17 protein-coding genes are annotated in these 18,168 nt (G+C 62.2%); 8 read left to right on the plus strand and 9 right to left on the minus strand.

The annotated features are described in order from the left end of the window. Positions 1-151: 151 nt before the first annotated feature. The 7 genes from gyrB to mutM all read right to left on the minus strand — a co-directional run bounded on the left by gyrB (position 152) and on the right by mutM (position 9,115). A complete protein-coding gene (gene gyrB / locus ACFXP9_RS10595) occupies positions 152-2,590 on the minus strand; it encodes a DNA topoisomerase (ATP-hydrolyzing) subunit B (RefSeq protein WP_397210200.1) in 2,439 nt (812 codons plus the stop codon). 236 nt (positions 2,591-2,826) lie between these two features. After that, a complete protein-coding gene (gene recF, locus ACFXP9_RS10600) occupies positions 2,827-3,906 on the minus strand; it encodes a DNA replication/repair protein RecF (RefSeq protein ID WP_397208416.1) in 1,080 nt (359 codons plus the stop codon). After that, a complete protein-coding gene (gene dnaN / locus ACFXP9_RS10605) occupies positions 3,903-5,021 on the minus strand; it encodes a DNA polymerase III subunit beta (RefSeq protein ID WP_397208417.1) in 1,119 nt (372 codons plus the stop codon). The genes recF and dnaN overlap by 4 nt, the downstream gene beginning before the upstream one ends. A gap of 88 nt (positions 5,022-5,109) precedes the next feature. Next, the gene (gene dnaA, locus ACFXP9_RS10610) at positions 5,110-6,486 is read right to left on the minus strand and encodes a chromosomal replication initiator protein DnaA (protein ID WP_397208418.1); all 1,377 of its coding nucleotides are present in this window, start codon (positions 6,484-6,486) and stop codon (positions 5,110-5,112) included. 504 nt (positions 6,487-6,990) lie between these two features. Beyond that, positions 6,991-7,260 (minus strand): 30S ribosomal protein S20, encoded by a 270-nt coding sequence (gene rpsT, locus ACFXP9_RS10615; RefSeq protein ID WP_397208419.1) that lies wholly within the window; start codon positions 7,258-7,260, stop codon positions 6,991-6,993. A 153-nt stretch (positions 7,261-7,413) separates the two neighbouring features. After that, positions 7,414-8,190, minus strand: a complete 777-nt coding sequence (locus ACFXP9_RS10620; RefSeq protein WP_397208420.1) for an enoyl-CoA hydratase — start codon at positions 8,188-8,190, stop codon at positions 7,414-7,416. Between the two features lie 79 nt (positions 8,191-8,269). Beyond that, on the minus strand, positions 8,270-9,115 hold the full coding sequence (gene mutM / locus ACFXP9_RS10625) for a bifunctional DNA-formamidopyrimidine glycosylase/DNA-(apurinic or apyrimidinic site) lyase (protein ID WP_397208421.1): 846 nt from the start codon (positions 9,113-9,115) through the stop codon (positions 8,270-8,272). A gap of 76 nt (positions 9,116-9,191) precedes the next feature. Between mutM and ubiE the strand changes: the two genes are divergently transcribed. Together ubiE and ubiB are read left to right on the plus strand one after the other, a co-directional pair. Continuing rightward, the gene (gene ubiE / locus ACFXP9_RS10630; protein ID WP_397208422.1) at positions 9,192-9,944 is read left to right on the plus strand and encodes a bifunctional demethylmenaquinone methyltransferase/2-methoxy-6-polyprenyl-1,4-benzoquinol methylase UbiE; all 753 of its coding nucleotides are present in this window, start codon (positions 9,192-9,194) and stop codon (positions 9,942-9,944) included. Next, complete coding sequence (gene ubiB / locus ACFXP9_RS10635) at positions 9,945-11,474, plus strand: 2-polyprenylphenol 6-hydroxylase (protein ID WP_397208423.1); 1,530 nt, start codon at positions 9,945-9,947, stop codon at positions 11,472-11,474. Between the two features lie 31 nt (positions 11,475-11,505). Here the strand turns inward: ubiB and ACFXP9_RS10640 are convergent, their stop codons facing one another. Both ACFXP9_RS10640 and fliK read right to left on the minus strand, forming a co-directional pair. Then, positions 11,506-12,165 carry a flagellar hook capping FlgD N-terminal domain-containing protein gene (locus ACFXP9_RS10640; protein WP_397208424.1) on the minus strand — a complete coding sequence of 220 codons (660 nt, stop codon included), beginning with the start codon at positions 12,163-12,165 and terminating at the stop codon, positions 11,506-11,508. 9 nt (positions 12,166-12,174) lie between these two features. Further along, on the minus strand, positions 12,175-13,845 hold the full coding sequence (gene fliK, locus ACFXP9_RS10645; RefSeq protein ID WP_397208425.1) for a flagellar hook-length control protein FliK: 1,671 nt from the start codon (positions 13,843-13,845) through the stop codon (positions 12,175-12,177). Positions 13,846-14,215: 370 nt separating this feature from the next. On the opposite strand from fliK, the gene ACFXP9_RS10650 reads away from it, so the two are divergent. The 6 genes from ACFXP9_RS10650 to ACFXP9_RS10675 all read left to right on the plus strand — a co-directional run bounded on the left by ACFXP9_RS10650 (position 14,216) and on the right by ACFXP9_RS10675 (position 18,005). Then, positions 14,216-14,461, plus strand: a complete 246-nt coding sequence (locus ACFXP9_RS10650) for a hypothetical protein (RefSeq protein ID WP_397208426.1) — start codon at positions 14,216-14,218, stop codon at positions 14,459-14,461. After that, positions 14,451-14,768: a hypothetical protein gene (locus ACFXP9_RS10655; protein ID WP_397208427.1), complete on the plus strand. Its 318-nt coding sequence runs from the start codon at positions 14,451-14,453 to the stop codon at positions 14,766-14,768. The genes ACFXP9_RS10650 and ACFXP9_RS10655 overlap by 11 nt, the downstream gene beginning before the upstream one ends. 161 nt (positions 14,769-14,929) lie before the next feature. Then, the gene (locus ACFXP9_RS10660; RefSeq protein ID WP_397208428.1) at positions 14,930-16,129 is read left to right on the plus strand and encodes a flagellin N-terminal helical domain-containing protein; all 1,200 of its coding nucleotides are present in this window, start codon (positions 14,930-14,932) and stop codon (positions 16,127-16,129) included. An 84-nt stretch (positions 16,130-16,213) separates the two neighbouring features. Next, complete coding sequence (gene flaF, locus ACFXP9_RS10665; protein WP_397208429.1) at positions 16,214-16,579, plus strand: flagellar biosynthesis regulator FlaF; 366 nt, start codon at positions 16,214-16,216, stop codon at positions 16,577-16,579. Further along, positions 16,576-16,977, plus strand: coding sequence for a flagellar biosynthesis repressor FlbT (locus tag ACFXP9_RS10670; protein WP_397208430.1), 402 nt, complete (start codon positions 16,576-16,578; stop codon positions 16,975-16,977). Before flaF ends, ACFXP9_RS10670 begins: the two co-directional genes overlap by 4 nt. Next, positions 16,974-18,005 (plus strand): DUF1217 domain-containing protein, encoded by a 1,032-nt coding sequence (locus ACFXP9_RS10675; RefSeq protein ID WP_397208431.1) that lies wholly within the window; start codon positions 16,974-16,976, stop codon positions 18,003-18,005. Before ACFXP9_RS10670 ends, ACFXP9_RS10675 begins: the two co-directional genes overlap by 4 nt. Positions 18,006-18,168 lie beyond the last annotated feature (163 nt).

An 18,168-nucleotide genomic window follows, 5' to 3' on the forward strand; every position in this document is an offset into this window, starting at 1 on the left:
GTTTCAACCCAACATCACCCCATTGGCGAAATCCGCGAACAGAGTCATAAAAATACAACAATTCATGCCGCTATGGCTGATCGCCTGTTCAGTTTTTCGCCTTATAGTGGCGATTCCCGACCCGTTTTGCGGGCCTGACCGCCGCCCTGCGTCAGATGTCCAGATTCTCGACGCTCAGCGCATTTTGCTGGATAAAGTCGCGGCGCGGCTCGACCACATCGCCCATCAGCTTGGTGAACAGGTCGTCGGCCTCGGCCACGTCTTCGATGCGGACCTGCAACATGGTGCGGGCGTCGGGGTCCAGCGTGGTTTCCCACAACTGGCCGGGGTTCATCTCACCCAAGCCCTTATAGCGTTGCAGCGACAGGCCCTTTTCCCCCTCGAGGAAGATCGCCGCCAGCAGGTCCAGCGGGCCAAAGACCGGCACTTCGCGATCCTTGCGCACCAGCACCGCGCGCTGGCCGTAGACCTCGCGCAGGCTGTCGGTCATGCCGCCAAGGCGGCGCGATTCGGCGCTGCGCAGCATGGTGCCGTCAAGGTTGCGGCTTTCCTCGACCCCGCGCAACACGCGCGACAGGCGGATGCCGCCATCCTGCGTCGGGCGGCCCGTCCAGCCGCGTTCATATTCCAGCGCGATCAGGTCCAGCCGCGCGGCCACGGCATCGGCCACACCCTGCGCATCGGCGTCGATGCGACCGGGCAACAGCGCCCCGGCAATGGCGGCCTGTTCGGTGATCTGCGGCGGGTAATGGGTGGGATAGGCGCGCAGAAGGCGGCGCGCGCTGCGGGCCTCTTCGACGACGCGGGCAAGGTCGTTGCCGGTGATCTGTTCACCCGAGGCAAGCCGCAGGCTGGCGCCCTCGACCCCTTGCGCGATCAGGTAATCCTCAAGCGCGGCCTCGTTTTTCAGATAGACCTCGGACTTGCCGCGCCCGACCTTATACAGCGGCGGCTGCGCGATATACAGATGCCCGGCCTCGATCAACTCCGGCATCTGGCGGAAGAAGAAGGTCAGCAACAGGGTGCGGATATGCGCGCCGTCCACATCGGCATCGGTCATGATGACGATCTTGTGGTAACGCAGCTTGTCGAGGTTGAATTCCTCGCGGCCGATGCCGGTGCCAAGCGCGGTGATCAGCGTGCCGATCTGGTCGGATGACAGCATCCGGTCGAACCGCGCCCGTTCCACGTTCAGGATCTTGCCGCGCAGGGGCAGCACCGCCTGATTCTTGCGGTCGCGGCCCTGCTTGGCACTGCCGCCGGCGCTGTCACCCTCGACGATGAACAATTCGGCCAGCGCGGGGTCTTTTTCCTGACAATCGGCCAGTTTGCCGGGCAGGCTGGCGACATCCATCGCGGTTTTGCGGCGGGTCAGTTCGCGCGCCTTGCGGGCGGCCTCGCGGGCAAGGGCGGCCTCGATGATCTTGCCGACGATCTGTCTGGCCTCGGCGGGGTTTTCCTCGAACCACTCGGACAGCTTTTCCCCGACCAGCCCTTCGACCGCGGGGCGGACCTCGGAACTGACCAGCTTGTCCTTGGTCTGGCTTGAGAATTTCGGGTCCGGCACCTTGACCGACAGCACACAGGTCAGCCCCTCGCGCGCGTCGTCGCCGGTGAAATCGACCTTTTCCTTTTTCGCGATGCCGCTGGATTGGGCATAGGCGTTGATGACGCGGGTCAGCGCGCCACGGAAACCGGCCAGATGGGTGCCACCATCGCGCTGGGGGATGTTGTTGGTAAAGGGCAGGACGCTTTCGTGATAGCTGTCATTCCACCACATCGCGACCTCGACCCCGATGCCGTTCTTTTCGCCCTGCATAAAGATCGGTTCGGGCATGACCGGGGTTTTGCTGCGGTCCAGAAACTTGACGAATTCGCGCACGCCGCCTTCGTAAAACAGCTCGGCCCGCAGGGGTTCGGCGGGGCGCTCGTCCTCGAGGATGATGCGCACGCCGCTGTTGAGGAAGGCCAGTTCGCGCAGGCGGTTTTCCAGCGTTTTGAAAACATAATCCAGATTGCTGAACGTGCCGTTTTCCGGGTCCTGCACCTTGGACGAGGCCAGAAAGCGCACCTCGGTGCCCGACTGATCGGGCGCATCACCCACCACGCGCAAATGTTCGGCGGTTTCGCCATGTTCGAACCGGGCGTAATGTTCCTTGCCCTTGCGCCAGATGCGCAGTTCCAGCCAGTCGGACAGGGCGTTCACGACCGAAACCCCGACCCCGTGCAGACCGCCCGAGACCTTGTAGCTGTTGGAATCGAATTTCCCGCCGGCGTGAAGCTGGGTCATGATGACCTCGGCTGCGCTGACGCCTTCGGTCGGGTGCATGTCGACCGGGATGCCGCGCCCGTTGTCGCGCACGCTGACGCTGCTGTCGGCGTGGATTTTCACATGAACATAGTCGGCATGACCGGCCAGCGCCTCGTCAATGCCGTTATCGACCACCTCATAGACCATGTGATGCAGGCCCGATCCGTCATCGGTGTCACCGATATACATGCCGGGGCGCTTGCGCACGGCCTCCAGTCCCTTGAGAACCTTGATGGAATCCGCGCCGTATTCCTGCGGCTGGGGGGTCGTGTCGCTCATGCGTTTCTTATCCTGCCTTTGACCCGCATCTTATAGGGGTTCGGGGGCGGAATGTCACGGGAAAGGCACAATATTCAGTGCCCGGCGGGGGCGCTGCCCCCATCGCGCCGGTGGCGCGATTCCCCCGAGGTATTTGGGACAGAAGCGAGGCACCCAATCCGGGCATCGGGTGTCAGCCCCAGGCGACACAGACCTGAGGTCGGGCAGGCCAAGGGCCGCGCCCGGTCCCGGGCCGGTCATGTGTCACCGCTGATCACCGACCCGTCCGGGCCGGTGCTGACATGCAGCATTCTGCCACGGCTTTGCAGGCTGTCGAACAGCTCGGCCCCGGTTCCGGTCAGCACCGCCTGCGCGGGCAGCACGACCAGTTCGTCATACAGCAAGGCGCGGCGGCCGGCATCCAGATGGGCCGCGACCTCGTCCAGCAGCAGCAGCGGGCGCCATTCGGCCAGCGCCCGCGCATTGGCCAGAACCAGCGACAGCAGCAGCGCCTTTTGTTCCCCGGTCGAGGCCAGCGCGGCGGGCATATCCTGCGGTCCCCAGACCGCGCCCAGATCGGCGCGATGGGGTCCGGTCAGGCTACGCCCGGCGGCAAGGTCGCGCGGGCGGGTGGCGGCCAGCCGGGCCGCGATGCTGTCGGGGTCGGGGTCATCAGACAGCCCTTCGCCCGCCAGCAGCGACAGGGTGGCGGCGGGGAAGGCGTCCGACCCCTGCGCCTGCGCCTGTTGCAAGCCGTCCAGCGCGGCCAGCCGGTTGCGGGTCAGCGCCGCGCCGGATTCGCCCATCTGCGATTCCAGCGCGCGATACCAGCCCGCATCTGCGACCTGATCGCGCAGCAGCCGGTTGCGTTCGCGCATCGCCTTGTCATAGGCCAGCGCGTGTTCAGCATGATCGGGGGCGAAAGACAGGGTCAGCCGGTCCAGAAACCGGCGCCGGGTTTCGGGCGGGTCGGTCCACAGCCGGTCCATCGCCGGCACCAGCCAGATCACCCGGAACAGCCGCGCCAGCGCGGTTTGGGGAACAGGCTTGTCGTCAATCCTGACCTGCCGGTTCTGCCCCGGCGGCGCGGTGCATTCGACCCCTCTGTCCGCCGTTTGCGCGCGTATCCGCCAGCCTGCGCCCGCTGCCTGACGCGCCTGATCGGGGGCCGCCGCCCCGCGCAGCCCACGTCCGGGGGCCAGCATCGACAGCGCTTCAAGGATATTGGTCTTGCCCGCGCCGTTGGGGCCGAAAATCGCCGTTGGCCGCGGGTCGAGGTCAAGCGACAGCCGCGGCCATGACCGGAATTGCGCCAGTTGCAGCCGGGTCAGCGTCACACGCGCATCGGCATGACGACATAGACGGCGCTGGAATCGTTGCCTTCGCGGATCAGCGCCGCGTCGCCCGAGCCATTGAACAGGAACACCGCGTTTTCGCGGTCGACCTGGCTGGCGATTTCCTGAAGGTATTTGGCATTGAAACCGATTTCCAGCGGCTCGTCAGCATAGGCCACGGCCAGCTCTTCCTCGGCGGCACCGGCATCCGGGGCGTTGACCGACAGCACCAGACGGTCCAGATCCAGCGTCAGCTTGACCGCGCGCGAGCGTTCGGACGACACCGTTGCCACCCGGTCGACGGCACGGGCGAAATCGCCGGCGTCAACCTCCAGCTTGCGGGTGTTCCCGGTCGGGATCACGCGGGTATAGTCGGGGAAGGTGCCGTCAATCACCTTGCTGGTCAGGGTGATCGAGGGGGTGGCGAACCGCACCTTGGTTTCGCTGACCGAAACCGCGATATCGGCATCGTCATCGTCCAGCAGCTTGCGCAGTTCGGCCACGGTCTTGCGCGGCACGATCACCCCCGGCATGTCGGCGGCGCCCTGCGGCAGTTCGGCGTCGATGCGCGCCAGACGGTGCCCGTCGGTGGCCACGCAACGCAGCATCGCGCCGCCCTCGGTCTGGGCCACATGCATATAGACCCCGTTCAGGTAATAGCGCGTTTCCTCGTTCGAGATGGCGAATTTCGACTTGTCGAACAGGCGGCGCAGAACCGGGGCCTTGGCGGTGAAATTGGCCCCGTATTCGGAATTGGCCATGACCGGGAAGTCCTGACTGGGCAGGGTCGCCAGATTGAAACTGGCGCGTCCGGCCTGAACCGCCAGACGACCCGCCGCGTCGTCGGTCGCGATCTCGACCAGCGCGCCATCGGGCAGCTTGCGGGCGATCTCGTTCAGCAGGGCGGCGCTGACCGTTGCCGCACCGGGGCGCTGGACCTGCGCCGGGGCGCGGTCGACGACCTCGGTGTCCAGATCGGTGGCGCGGAAGCTGACGCCATCGGCGCCGGCCTCGATCAGCACATTGGACAGGATCGGAATGGTGTTGCGGCGCTCGACCACGGATTGCGCCTGATTGACGGCTTTGACCAGAACGGCGCGTTCGATCGAAAACTTCATCTTTTTTCCCCTGTGGACGTTTGGCCCGCGTCCTGTGGTTCTAACCCCAGCGGGGCATGGCCTTCAAGATCGCGATTCGCCGGTGGCGTCAGGCCTCAAGCAGGCGGCGCAGCAGGTCGACATCCTCGGCCAGCTGGCGGTCGTCGACGGACAGTTCCTCGATCTTGCGGATGCCGTGCATGATGGTGGTGTGATCGCGCCCGCCAAAGCGGCGGCCGATCTCGGGCAGGCTGCGGCTGGTCATCTGTTTGCACAGATACATCGCGATCTGGCGCGGGCGGGCGACGGCGCGGGCGCGTTTGGGGCCGATCATGTCGGCCAGACGGATGTTGTAATGTTCCGCCACCTTGCGCTGGATCTCCTCGATCGTCAGCTTGCGGTCCGAGGCGCGCAGAATGTCGGTCAGGCAGTCCTGCGTCAGTTCCAGCGAGATTTCCTTGCCCACCAGCCCGGCAAAGGCGAACAGGCGTTGCAGCGCGCCTTCCAGCACCCGCACGTTCGAGGTGATCTTGCGTGCCAGAAATTCCAGCACCCCGGACGAAATTTTCAGCCCCGGATATTGCGTGGCAAAGCTGTCGGCCTTGGATTGCAGGATGCCAAGGCGCAATTCGTAATCGGTCGGGTGCAGATCGACGATCAGCCCGCAGGACAGGCGCGACTTGATGCGTTCCTCAAGATCCTTGATCTCGCCGGGGGCGCGGTCGGCGGAAATGACGATCTGCTTGCCCTGATCGACCAGCGCGTTGAAGGTGTGGAAGAATTCCTCTTGCGTGCTGTTCTTGCCGGCGATGAACTGGACGTCATCGACCATCAGCACATCGACATTGCGGAACAGTTGCTTGAAATCCATCGTGGTGCGTTCGCGCATCGCCTGAACAAAGCGATACATGAACTGTTCCGCCGACAGATACAGCACCTTGGCATGGGGCTGGCGCTGTTGCAGGTCGCGGGCGATGGCGTGCATCAGGTGGGTCTTGCCCAGACCCACGCCGCCATACAGAAACAGCGGGTTGAAGCTGACCGGCCCGCCCTCGGCCACGCGGCGGGCGGCGGCATGGGCCAGCTCGTTCGGTTTGCCGACGACGAAATTGTCAAAGGTAAAGCGCACATCCAGTGGCGCGCTGATATCCTCGGGGCGGGGGGCATTTGCGGCCATGGGCGCCGCCGGGGCGGTCGCTGGCGCAACCGGGGCGGATGCGGCGGCGGCGGGTTTGCGCAGCGCGGACGCTGTGGCGGTCTGAAAGATGATGCGGTCGACCTGCTGGCCGCCATCGTTCAGCGCCGCCATGATCGGGTCGCTGAAATTGCGCGACACCCAGTCGGACATGAACCGCGTCGGGCTGGTCAGCTCCGCCACCCCGGCATCCAGACCGGTCAGGCGCAAAGGTTCGATCCAGGCGGTAAAGCTGCTGGTGCCCACGGTCTTTTTCAACTGCGCGCAGGCCTGCCCCCAAATCTCGTCCATTTTTCTTGCCTTATCGTTCATTGTCCCCAACCCCCGGCAGGAACGCTGCCGGGACGATGCGCCGCGCCGATCGGGCAAACAGGTCGGCCACCCCGCCCGACGCAGACAGCACCAGGGCGGGCCGGAACGGCCCCTTGTTTACAGACAGGAAACGAAACCGGGCCAGTGGCAGCCGGCCCTGATCGTTTCACGGTGCGCGATATCCGGCCATGACCGCGTATCTGTCCACACCTGCCCCGCCCCGGCCGCACGCGGAACATGTCCCCCAATCGCGACCCGAGTCGCATGTGGATAACTAGCAACCCGCTGCCCGAGTCTGCAACCGATCTTCATGCTTGACAGGTGAATCGCCACCCCGAATCTGGGGCCGCTGCGCGCCTTTGCCGCAGGATGCAAAAACCATGCCATTCAGATATTTGCAGGCGACGAAAAAAGGCGCAGCCCCTTGGCTACGCCCCGGATTTTGTCGCCCCACAGCCCGTGACAGGCCGCAGATCGTGGCGATCAGGCGGCGCCCATCGCTTTCACGCGGGCGGCCAGACGCGACATTTTGCGCGCAGCGGTGTTTTTGTGAACCACACCTTTGGTCACACCGCGCATCAGTTCGGGCTGTGCGCTTTTCAGCGCCTCGGCGGCCTTGCCGGCATCGCCGCTGGCAATGGCCTCTTCGACCTTGCGCAGATAGGTGCGGATGCGCGAGCGGCGGGCTTTGTTGACGTCGGTGCGACGCTCGATCTGGCGGGCGCGCTTTTTGGACTGGGGCGTGTTGGCCATGGATCAGGTCCTTGCTGTGTTTCTTTGTTCCGTTCGCGCAATCAAAGACCCACAGCACCGCCCAGACGGACGGGATGATTCTTGCCTTAAGCGGGCCCACGCGCATGTAAGCCCCGGCCTATAAGGCAGGCTGCGGAAAAAGGAAAGCCCGAATCAGCGGTCGCGGAACTGTGGCTCTCGCTTTTCCAGAAAGGCGGCCATGCCTTCTTTCTGGTCCTCGGTGGAAAACAGGCTTTGAAACACGCGGCGTTCGAACTGGATGCCCTCGCGCAGTGTGGTTTCATAGGCGCGGTTGACGGTTTCCTTGGCGGCCTTGACGCTGATGGCGGATTTTTCGGCAATCTTGCGGGCGGTGGCCATCACCTCGGGGATCAGCTTGGCGGCGGGCACGATGCGACTGACAAGGCCGGCGCGCTCGGCCTCCTCGGCGTCCATGAAACGACCGGTCAGGTGCATTTCCATCGCCTTGGACTTGCCGACAAAGCGGGTCAGACGCTGGGTGCCCCCGATCCCGGCAATGACGCCCAGGTTGATCTCGGGCTGGCCGAATTTGGCGGTATCGCTGCAAATGATGAAATCGCAGGCCATGGCCAGTTCGCAGCCGCCCCCAAGGGCATAGCCCGACACCGCCGCGATGACCGGCTTGCGCACGCTGGTGATCCGCTCGATCTCGGGGCCGAACAGGTCGGTGCCGTAAACATCGGTGAAATCCTTTTCCGACATTTCCTTGATGTCGGCACCGGCGGCAAAGGCCTTTTCGCTGCCGGTCACGACGATACAGCGCACCTTGTCGTTGCGATCGGCCTCGGTCACGGCATCGCCCAGTTCCGCCAGCAGGGTGCTGTTCAGCGCGTTCAGCGCATCGGGCCGGTTCAGCCGGATCAGGGCAACGGAATCTTCGATTTCGACGATCAGGGTCTGGTAAGCCATGACAGCAAGCCTCTGCGGGATCATTCAGCCCATGACCCTAACAGCCCGCCCGCCCCATGGCCAGCGGTCAGTTTTCCCGCTAACGCTGACAAATCGGGCAATAGAAACTGCTGCGCCCCGACTGCACGATCCGCCGGATCACCCCCTGACAGCCCGGCGCGGGACAGGCCTGCCCCTCGCGGTCATAAACCCGGAAGCTGTGCTGGAAATACCCCAGCTCGCCACTGGTCTGGCGGTGATCGCGCAGTGACGACCCGCCTGCCGCGATGGCCTCGGACAGGACGTCGCGAATATGGCCGACCAGCGCGGTCAGCCGTGCCGCACCGATCCGCCCCGCCGCCCGGCGCGGGTCGATCCCGGCGCGAAACAGCGCCTCGGACACATAGATATTGCCCAGACCAGCCACCACGCGCTGATCCAGCAGCGCCGCCTTGACCGGCGCGCGGCGACCGCTGAACACCCCCGCCAGATAGGCGGCATCGAAATCGCCTGACAAAGGCTCGGGGCCAAGATGCGCCAACAGCGGGTGGTCCTGCCCGGTTCGCACCAGATCGACCATACCAAAGCGGCGGGCATCGTTGAAAACCACCATTCCGCCCGCATCGGTGTGGATCACCACATGGTCGTGGCGCGGCAGAACCGCAGGGTCGCGATGGAACCGCGCCATCGCATCGCCCTGAACCAGCAGCCGCCCCGACATGCCCAGATGCAGCAACAGCGCGCCCCCACGGTCCAGATCGGCCAGCAGGTATTTCGACCGCCGCCGCAGACCGGTGACCCGCGCGCCGGTCACCGCCTGCACCAGATCCGGCGGAAATGGCCAGCGCAGATCGGCGCGGTTCAGCTGGATACGGGTGATGATCTTCCCCTCCAGCACGGGCAACAGCCCTTGCCGGACGGTTTCGACCTCGGGCAGTTCTGGCATTCCGACCTCTTTCGTCGCATTGTGCGGCAAGCGCGGACCCTTTAACTGGGGCGCAACAGGCCACAGGGCAAGAGCAATGACCACGAACGACCCCAAGACCACCCATTTCGGCTTTCAGACCGTCGACGAGGACGCCAAGGCCGGCATGGTCCATGGCGTCTTTTCGCGCGTGGCATCGCGCTATGACGTGATGAACGACCTGATGTCGGCAGGCATTCACCGGGTCTGGAAAAACGCAATGATGGACTGGCTTGCGCCCCGCGACGGCCAGCGCCTGCTGGATGTGGCGGGCGGGACCGGCGACATCGCCTTTCGCTTTCTGGACCGCGCGCCGGGGGCCAGCGTCACCGTCTGTGACATGACCGAATCGATGCTGGTCGAAGGCCGCAAACGTGCCCAGGCCGACCGTCTGGCCGACCGCCTGTCCTGGGTGACCGGCGACGCCATGGCCCTGCCCTTCCCCGATAACAGCTTTGACCGCTATACGATCAGCTTTGGCATCCGCAACGTCACCCGCATCCCCGATGCGCTGGCCGAGGCTTACCGCGTGCTGCGCCCCGGCGGGCGGCTGATGGTGCTGGAATTCAGCCAGCTTCCGGTCCCGGCGATGCAATGGGCCTATGACCGCTATTCCTTCAATGTTATCCCGCTGATGGGCCAACTGGTCGCCAATGACCGTGACAGCTATCAATACCTTGTTGAATCCATTCGGCGTTTCCCGGATCAGGACAGTTTCGCCACGATGATCCGGCAGACCGGGTTCGACCGGGTCAGCTATCGCAACCTGTCGATGGGCATTGCCGCGCTGCATTCCGGGTGGAAGCTGTAAATGCGCGGACCCCACAATATCTGGCGACTGATCCGCACCGGCGCCACGTTCGAGCGCACCGGCGCCATGCACGAGGCCCTTGAAGCCTTTAACGCCCCGCCGCGCCTGCGCGCCGCCGCCCGCATTCTGGGTTGGCCGTTTCGCTGGCTTGGCTATCGCGGCGACCCGAATCTGGCGCCGCTGACCAGCGCCCTGACTGCGTTGGGACCGGCCTATATCAAGTTCGGCCAGACACTGGCCACGCGCCCCGATGTCGTTGGGGCGGAAACCGCTGGCCATCTGTCGATGTTGCAGGACCGGCTGCCCCCGTTTGCGACCGAAACCGCCCGCCAAATCGTCGAGGCCGAGTTGCGCCGCCCGCTGGCCAGCCTGTATTCCGAATTTTCCGACCCGATTGCCGCGGCGTCCATTGCACAGGTTCATCGTGCCCGCCGCGCCGATACCGGCCAGGAGGTCGCGGTCAAGATCCTGCGCCCCGGCATTGATGCCGCATTCCGCCGCGACCTTGACGCGTTCCATTTCGCCGCAACCCTGATCGAGATGCTGTCGCCGGCCAGTCGCCGCCTGCGCCCGCGCGAGGTCATTCGCCATTTCGAACAAGGCGTCACAGGCGAGCTGGACCTGCGGCTGGAGGCGGCTTCGGCCTCGGAATTTGCTGAGAATACCAAGGGCGATGCGGGCTTTGCCGTTCCCGCCCCGCATTGGCAGCTGTCCACGCGGCGGGTGCTGACCTCGGACTGGGTCGAAGGGCTGCCATTGGGCGATGTGGGCGCGATTCAGGCGGCGGGCTATGACACCCACGAATTGGGCGAACGCATTCTGCAACTGTTCTTGCAACATGCGCTGCGCGACGGTTTTTTCCATGCTGACATGCATCAGGGGAACCTGAAAATCGCCCCCAATGGCGACCTTGCCGCATTTGATTTCGGCATCATGGGCGAGATCGACGAATATACCCGCCGCGTCTATGCCGAGATTCTGATGGGTTTTATCCAGCGCGATTATCGCCGGGTCGCCCGTGTGCATTTCGAGGCCGGCTATGTCCCCGCCGATCAGGACGAGGCAGCTTTCGCCCGCGCCCTTCGCGCCGTAGGGGAGCCGATTTTTGGCGCCGATGCCAGCCAGATCTCGATGGCCGATCTGCTGGCCTATCTGTTCGAAGTGACCGAGCGTTTCGGGATGCAGACCCGGACCGAGCTGATCCTTCTGCAACGCACCATGGTTGTGGTCGAAGGCGTCGCCCGTTCGCTGAACCCGCAAATCAACATGTGGCAGGTGGCCCGCCCGGTGGTCGAGGATTACATCCGCGACGCGCTGGGGCCGAAATCGCTGTTGCGTGATGGCACCCGGATCGTGCGGACCCTGACGCGGCACGGGCCGCGCCTGCCGCAGCTTCTGGACGATATGATCCTGCGCGAACTGAACAAACAACCAGATCCAGCGCGCAAGTCGCCAGCCTATGGCGGTTTTGCCTTTGCGGGCTTGGGACTGCTGTCCCTTGGCCTGATCATCGGCGTCGTGTTGGGCTGATCCGGGACTGGTTTGCTGGCGCTTCAAAAGCTCACCCGCCAGCCCGAATGGCAGATACGTCGTCCAGCTTTGCCACCGCGCCGCCTTCCAGCCCCAGAACGATGCCATCATCGGTAACCTCGGTCTGCAAGACGCGGGCAAAGGCGCTGGCATCCGACTGCGATATGACCTGACCGCCCTTCATGCTGTCGATCTTGAAGCTGTACAGCCCATCCGGCAGCCGGTTCCCCAACGCATCGGCACCGGACCAGTCAATTTCGCCACTGCCCGGACCGATGGCCTGACGCGATACTTCACGTCCGTAACTGTCCTGCACGATCAGCACGACATCATCGGCACCGCGATCCGGGTCAACCTGCAACGTAATCGGCTTGCCACCGTAATAGACAGGACCGCTGACACGCGCCTCTTTGCCGATCCAGCCCGACAGCGCCCCCATACCGCTTTGCCCCTGGCCGCCAATCATTTTCTCCAGCAACTGATTCGTCCTAGCCTGCTGTTCTACCCCCGAGAAGGTCGCCAGCTGAACCGCGAATTCCGAGTTCTGCATCGGGTTCAGCGGGTCCTGATTCTTGATCTGTGCCGTCAGCATTTTCAGAAATGTTTCATAGTCGCCGCCCGCCTGCACAGACGACCCAGCGGATGTCGCTGCGTGACTGCCGTTTGGCTGTGAAGAAACCGGGTTGATCATTGAAACCTCCTAAAATCGAATATCAATTTTGCCTTGCCCCAGAATCTGGGCCGATGCGGGAACAATCATGTCTGCCATGTCAGGGCTGGACATGCTGAAATGTGAAACATGCGCCCTGCCATCCGGCCTGTCCTGCGACGACCGGTCCTGACCGAAATGCATCTCGGGGCGCGGCATCCCGGCATCACGCAAATCCCGCAGCAGTATGTCTGCATTGCGGCGCAGCTGATCCATCACCTCGGGGCGCTCGGCCCAGACCATCACACGGGTGTGGTCTGCCTCGCGCTGAAATGTCATTTTGACGAGCCCAAGCTCCTGCGGATCAAGCCTCACCTCAATCTGGTCCAAATCACCCGACCGCGCAGCTTGCGAGACCTGCACCGTAACGGTTTCCAGCTTGTGTGACTGCGCCAGCCCTGTCACTGGACCTGGCGCCCCCGCAGGACCTGTGCGGGGCAGGATGATGTCCCGAAATTCGGGCAGGGCATCTGACCGATAATCCGTCAATCGGCGCAACGGGCTGTCAGCCTGCGCGGACTGCGGCACGCTATCAGACAGGGAAGGCGTTTTCGGCGCCCAATCCGTCTGCGGGACCGTGCCGTCACTCAGCCGGTTTTGCGTCGGCGTCATATCAGGCCGGCCCTTCCCCTCGACGGGCGCCCAACCACCGGCGTGTTGATGCTGTGATGTCGCCGCATTCGGCATGTCGGCAAGGTCGCGGGGGGGCCATCCGCGCGTCAAAGGTTGCGACACTTGCCGCGAATCGGGAGAGGGCGACAGTCGCGCATGTTCTTCCGCCCCGGTCACATCTTGCGATCTGCGCGACGTGGGAACCATATGCCCCACAGGTATTTCACCAATCAGACCGCCCTCTCTCATCTGCGAAGCCGCACGCAATGCCGATTCTGCAGCTTCCGCATCGGGAACGGAATCAGGTCCATTCGGTCGCTGATCGACGCCTTGGGTCGGCCTTACGGGGTTTTCAAAATCTCCGTTCCGGGCGATCGAAGGCATTTGCATGGCCGGATCAGATGCCTGGGCGATGGGCTGCCAATGCGGTCTGGGACTGTCAGGAAGCCCGCCGTCGACGTCTGGAATAGGCTCGGATGGCGCATCTGCGACAACCCCCGTGGTCGCGTGCTTTACAGTGGCCATGCCAGACGCATCGGCAGCCAAAGCAGGCCGAAGAGCGGAAGAAGGCGCGGCCTCGTTCAGGGTTACATCCTTGTCGGCCCCTTTCGGCGCTTCTGTATTCAGCACCAAAGGATCAGGGGACGTTGGACCATCCTTCGCATTCCCCATGGCGATCAGCCGCGTAGAATCACCTTTCTTCATCGGGGTGCGCGCGACCTCTGCCCCCGGAGATGCCGCCGCAATCATTGGGCGAACTACGTTGGGCTCAACAGGGATGTGAGGCGGCAACGCCCCGGTCGCCGGTGCCGCGACTGCCGACACGGTCACAGCATCAGGGGAATCACCGCGTTCTTGTGATTTCATATTCTTATGGCCGATCAGGTGTTCGTGCCCCCCTAAAACAGGGCGGCCTTCAACACCATTGTGCAAAGGCGCAGGGGCGTCCGGGATTCCGACCCCGGCAGGTTCGAATTCCCCATTGCAGCTTTCAAGCCCATCGGGTTTCGCGCCCCCCCCGTCGACGGTCAGGTGAGCGTTATCAGCCATGTAAGCCTCATCTTCACCCCCCGCATCGTCAGCACAGTCAGCTTCTGATGCTTCCCCAGTGTCAGGCTGAGCCTTGTCACAAGGCGTCGTCGAAACCTCAGACCCGCGACGCGCCACGGCTTGTTCGATGCCGCCCTCCGCCATCGTCGTATGCCCCCGACACGAATCGAGCACCTGCGTGAATGCAATCGCCGCAAGCGGATCGGACCCAGCCGCCGCAGGGACAGCTGTGCCGGTCAGTATAAAGGCTGCGTCTGACTGAACAGGTTTCACGAATCACCCCACACATGAATTTTCTTATCGATACCGAAAAAAAGTTACCAAATATTTACCCCTTGGCGGGTAAACGAAAAAAAAACAGGAGATCCGGATGCACATCACAGCCATCGCATCACAGCCGACACCGGACACCAGGCAGAAGATCGCAACTGATCAGATGGAAGCCATGTTTATGAAAGAATTTATCAAACCGCTTGAAACGTCTGGCGTATCGGATGCCGGTCAGGGGGGCGCGCAATACGCTTCTTTTCTGACCGATCAATATGCCGAAATCCTGTCTGAAAAGCTGAATCTCAACCTTTTCAACACCATCATGGGGGCAAAACATGCGCAATAATATTCTTGACCAGCTTGATCAGGCACGAAAGCTGATTCTCTCAGGCGAAGCTGAAAAATCGTTTCAAATCATGCAAAAAGTCGAGGAAGGTTTGGCGCAAGCGACAGCGGAACCCGAATCAGCCAGCGCCATCCGCGACAGGCTGGATCGCATTCTTGCCTTGGCCGCTGCGGCGCAAAGGGGTGTGACGCAAGCAGAGGCGCGTCTGGCGGAAATCCTAAAATCTGCGCATCACCTGACAACTTATGACCGCAGCGGGAAAAGCTGCGAAACCCCTTTGTCAGAGCGTATCCTTAAGCGGATTTGATTAAAATGCTGCATAAAAATGAATCACGCTTGCGGGCGAAATTCACTATTTATTAGGAACTCTGTGCCAAACCAGAGAGGCACCAAACGTGCGGCGGGTTTCCGCAAGGTCAGAATGGCCAAAATGTCAAACGGCGAAAATGCCAAACACAGGAGGACAATATGTCCAGCATTCTGACTAACAATGGCGCAATGGTTGCTCTGCAAACCCTCAAAGGGGTGAATGCAAGCATGTCGAAAACCCAGAACGAAATCTCGACCGGCAAGTCCGTGGCAACGGCCAAGGATAACGCTGCGATCTGGGCTATTTCGAAAACCATGGAATCGGATGTCGCCGGCTTCAAGGCGATCAGCTCGTCCCTGGCGCTGGGTGAATCGACGGTTGCCGTGGCGCGCAACGCGGCCGAATCGGTGACTGATCTGCTGACCCAGATCAAGGATAAGGTGATCGCGGCGAACAAGAACGACATCTCGGCCGAGGAACGCAACAAGATCCAGACCGATATCAAAGCGATGACCGAACAGATCGGCACCGTGACCGGCTCGGCCCAGTTCAACGGGCAGAATTTGATCAACGGATCGTCATCGAACCCCGTTCGGGTGCTGTCGTCGCTTGACCGCTCGACCTCCGGTGTCGCGGCGTCGTACATTGACGTTGACACTTTCGACATGCGCTCGATCAAGAAGTCGTCGGCAGATGTCTCGGTGACGGCGGCAACGGCCACGACCCTGACGTCGGTTCAATTCGCTGACGCCACCGGCGCTGCCGCGACTGGTGGGGCCGCGCTTTCCAAAGAAGCGGCGGGCGGCGGTGAACCGGCTGGCCTTATTGCGGGTGACAGCGTGATCGTGCAGATGGAAGGTCATGACCTGAGCTATACGATCAAGGAAGGCGATCAGATTGCCGAAGTCGTGGCGGGCCTGAACGCCGCTGCGGCCAAGGACAAGCTGACCGGCATTACCTTCTCTGACTCGACTGACGATCTGCAGGTTACGGTCGCGGGCCGCGATGCGGAGGTCAAAGTTGCCACCGTTCGTGGCGATATGGGCCAACTGGCGGTGATGGATGTCATGTCGGAAGAAGGGTCCAGCGCCGCACTGGAAGCGATTGAACACCTGATCCAGAAATCCATCGACAACGCCGCTGCTTTCGGTTCCGCCGAACGCCGCGTCGGGACCCAGAAGGATTTCATCGGCAAGCTGACCGATTCGCTGAAATCGGGCATCGGGTCGATGGTGGATGCCGACATGGAAGAAACCTCGGCCCGCCTGCAAGCGCTTCAGGTTCAGCAGCAGTTGGCAACCCAATCGCTGTCGATCGCTAACCAAGCACCGCAAGCGCTGCTGTCGCTGTTCCGTTAACACTTTCGGGGGCGCCCTCAGGGGTGCCCCCGTTACCCTGTCTTTTTCAGTCCCGTCCCACAATTCTAATATGGGGTTTAATCAGTGAACGCCTTTGCCTATTCCGGTTACGATCAAATCAGTTCACCCATCAAGGATCACCGCAGCGCCGAGGCCCAGCTTTTGCAGCGCCTGACAACTGCGCTGGCCACAGCCTCTGAAAGCGGTGATTTCCGCAAGATGGTCGATGCCGTCTCGGAAAATCAGAAATTTTGGCAGCAGATCGCCTTGGATCTGGCGCATGACAACAATGCCATGCCCGACGGGCTGCGCGCGTCATTGCTGTCTTTGGCCGGTTTTACGATCCGCCACAGCAGCTTCGTTTTGGCTGGAACGGCACCAATTGAACCCATAATCGACATCAACCGCCACGTCGTTCGCGGCCTCATGGGAATGGAGGTCGCAGCATGAGCGGCCTTGTCCTCAAGCTGGCCCCTAATGAGCGCATCATGATCAATGGGGCCGTGGTCGAAAATGGCGAACGGCGAACACGCCTGTCCATCCAGACGCCCAACACGAATATTCTGCGCCTTAAGGATGCGGTCCACCCTGACGACGCCACCACCCCGGTGTCTCGCGCTTGCTATCAGTGTCAACTGATCCTCTCTGGCGATATCAATCTGCATGAAGGCCAGCGAATTCTGGCGCGCTCGATTGAAGAGCTTAGTCAGGTTTTCTGCGATCACGACAGCCGTCGGCTTTTGGACGCCGCAGGCAGCGCAGCAATTAATGGCGACGCCTATGCTGCATTGCGCGAATTGCGCCGGCTGCTGCCGCGTGAAGCCCGCCTTTTTGCGGTCCGGCAATGACCTATTCTGTCCAAATCGGTGCAGGCGGATTGGCAGGCTGGCGTATGCTTCAGCGCACAGGTGAAGGCCAGAAAAGCATCATTGCCAGGGAAGCCCCTGTTCAACGCGCCAGCACAGCTTTTACCGGCAAGATGCGCGGATACAAATCTGTTGACGACCTGATAGCGGACAAGCCCAGCCTGAAAGCCGCCCTTGATGCGTTCGGCCTGTCGAAAGACATATCGGATACGGGGTTTATCCGCAGGGTGCTGACGTCAGATATCACCGATCCCCGATCATTCGCCAACAACCTGAAAGACAGTCGCTATGCTGAACTGGCCAAAGCCCTGTCTTTCGGGCCGGATGGCGGGGCGACAGGCCGCCCAGATAATATCGCCCCTGAAAACCGTCTGGAAACTGCCGAAGCGCTGGTTTCAGACTATCGCAGCCTTTCAGTTGCCCTTACGGCATTCGGTCTGGAAAACGACCTGCCCAACAAGGCATTTATCCGCAAGGTGCTGGAATCCGATCTGGATGATCCCAAATCCTTTGCCAATCGCCTGTCGGACAAGCGATATCGCAAACTTGCCGAGGCGTTTTCGTTCGCCGAGCCGGACGGCAGGATCAAGCGGATGCTGAACGCGGAAAAACTGGCCAGCAATTACGTTAGCCGCACCTTCGAACTTCGGGTTGGGGAATCGAATGAGGGCTATCGGCTTGCGCTGAATGCGCGGCGTGAATTAACCGAACTTGCCGGACGTTCCTCGAAAGAGACCACCAAATGGTACGAGGTTCTTGGCTCGACACCGCTGCGGCGGGTTCTGTCCGGTGCGCTTGGCCTCAACGATAGCTATCTGAAGCTGCCCATCGACCGACAGCTTGACGAATTCCGCTCGGCTGCGGACAGGCAACTTGGGATCAAATCATTGGCGGATCTTGCGGACCCGAAAGTCATGGACAAGCTTCTGGACCGCTTTGTCGTCCGAAACGCCGTCACCCAGAACGCCGCGTCGCAGTTCAATGTTGCCCTGACCTTGCTGTCACGCTGATACGGCGATGCCTCAGGCGTGCCGTGCACGACCAATACGCAGATGGGGATATGTGGTCTCCGGCCTGCAATGCCTCAACCCGACGCATTCCGCTGTTTTTCCCTCGGATTGAAGCGTGCAGAAAAAGTTGCGCAGGGCGCATCACGGATCGCGGCAACGTGGT

Source organism: Paracoccus jiaweipingae (genome assembly GCF_044335505.1).
Taxonomy (GTDB): Bacteria; Pseudomonadota; Alphaproteobacteria; order Rhodobacterales; family Rhodobacteraceae; genus Paracoccus.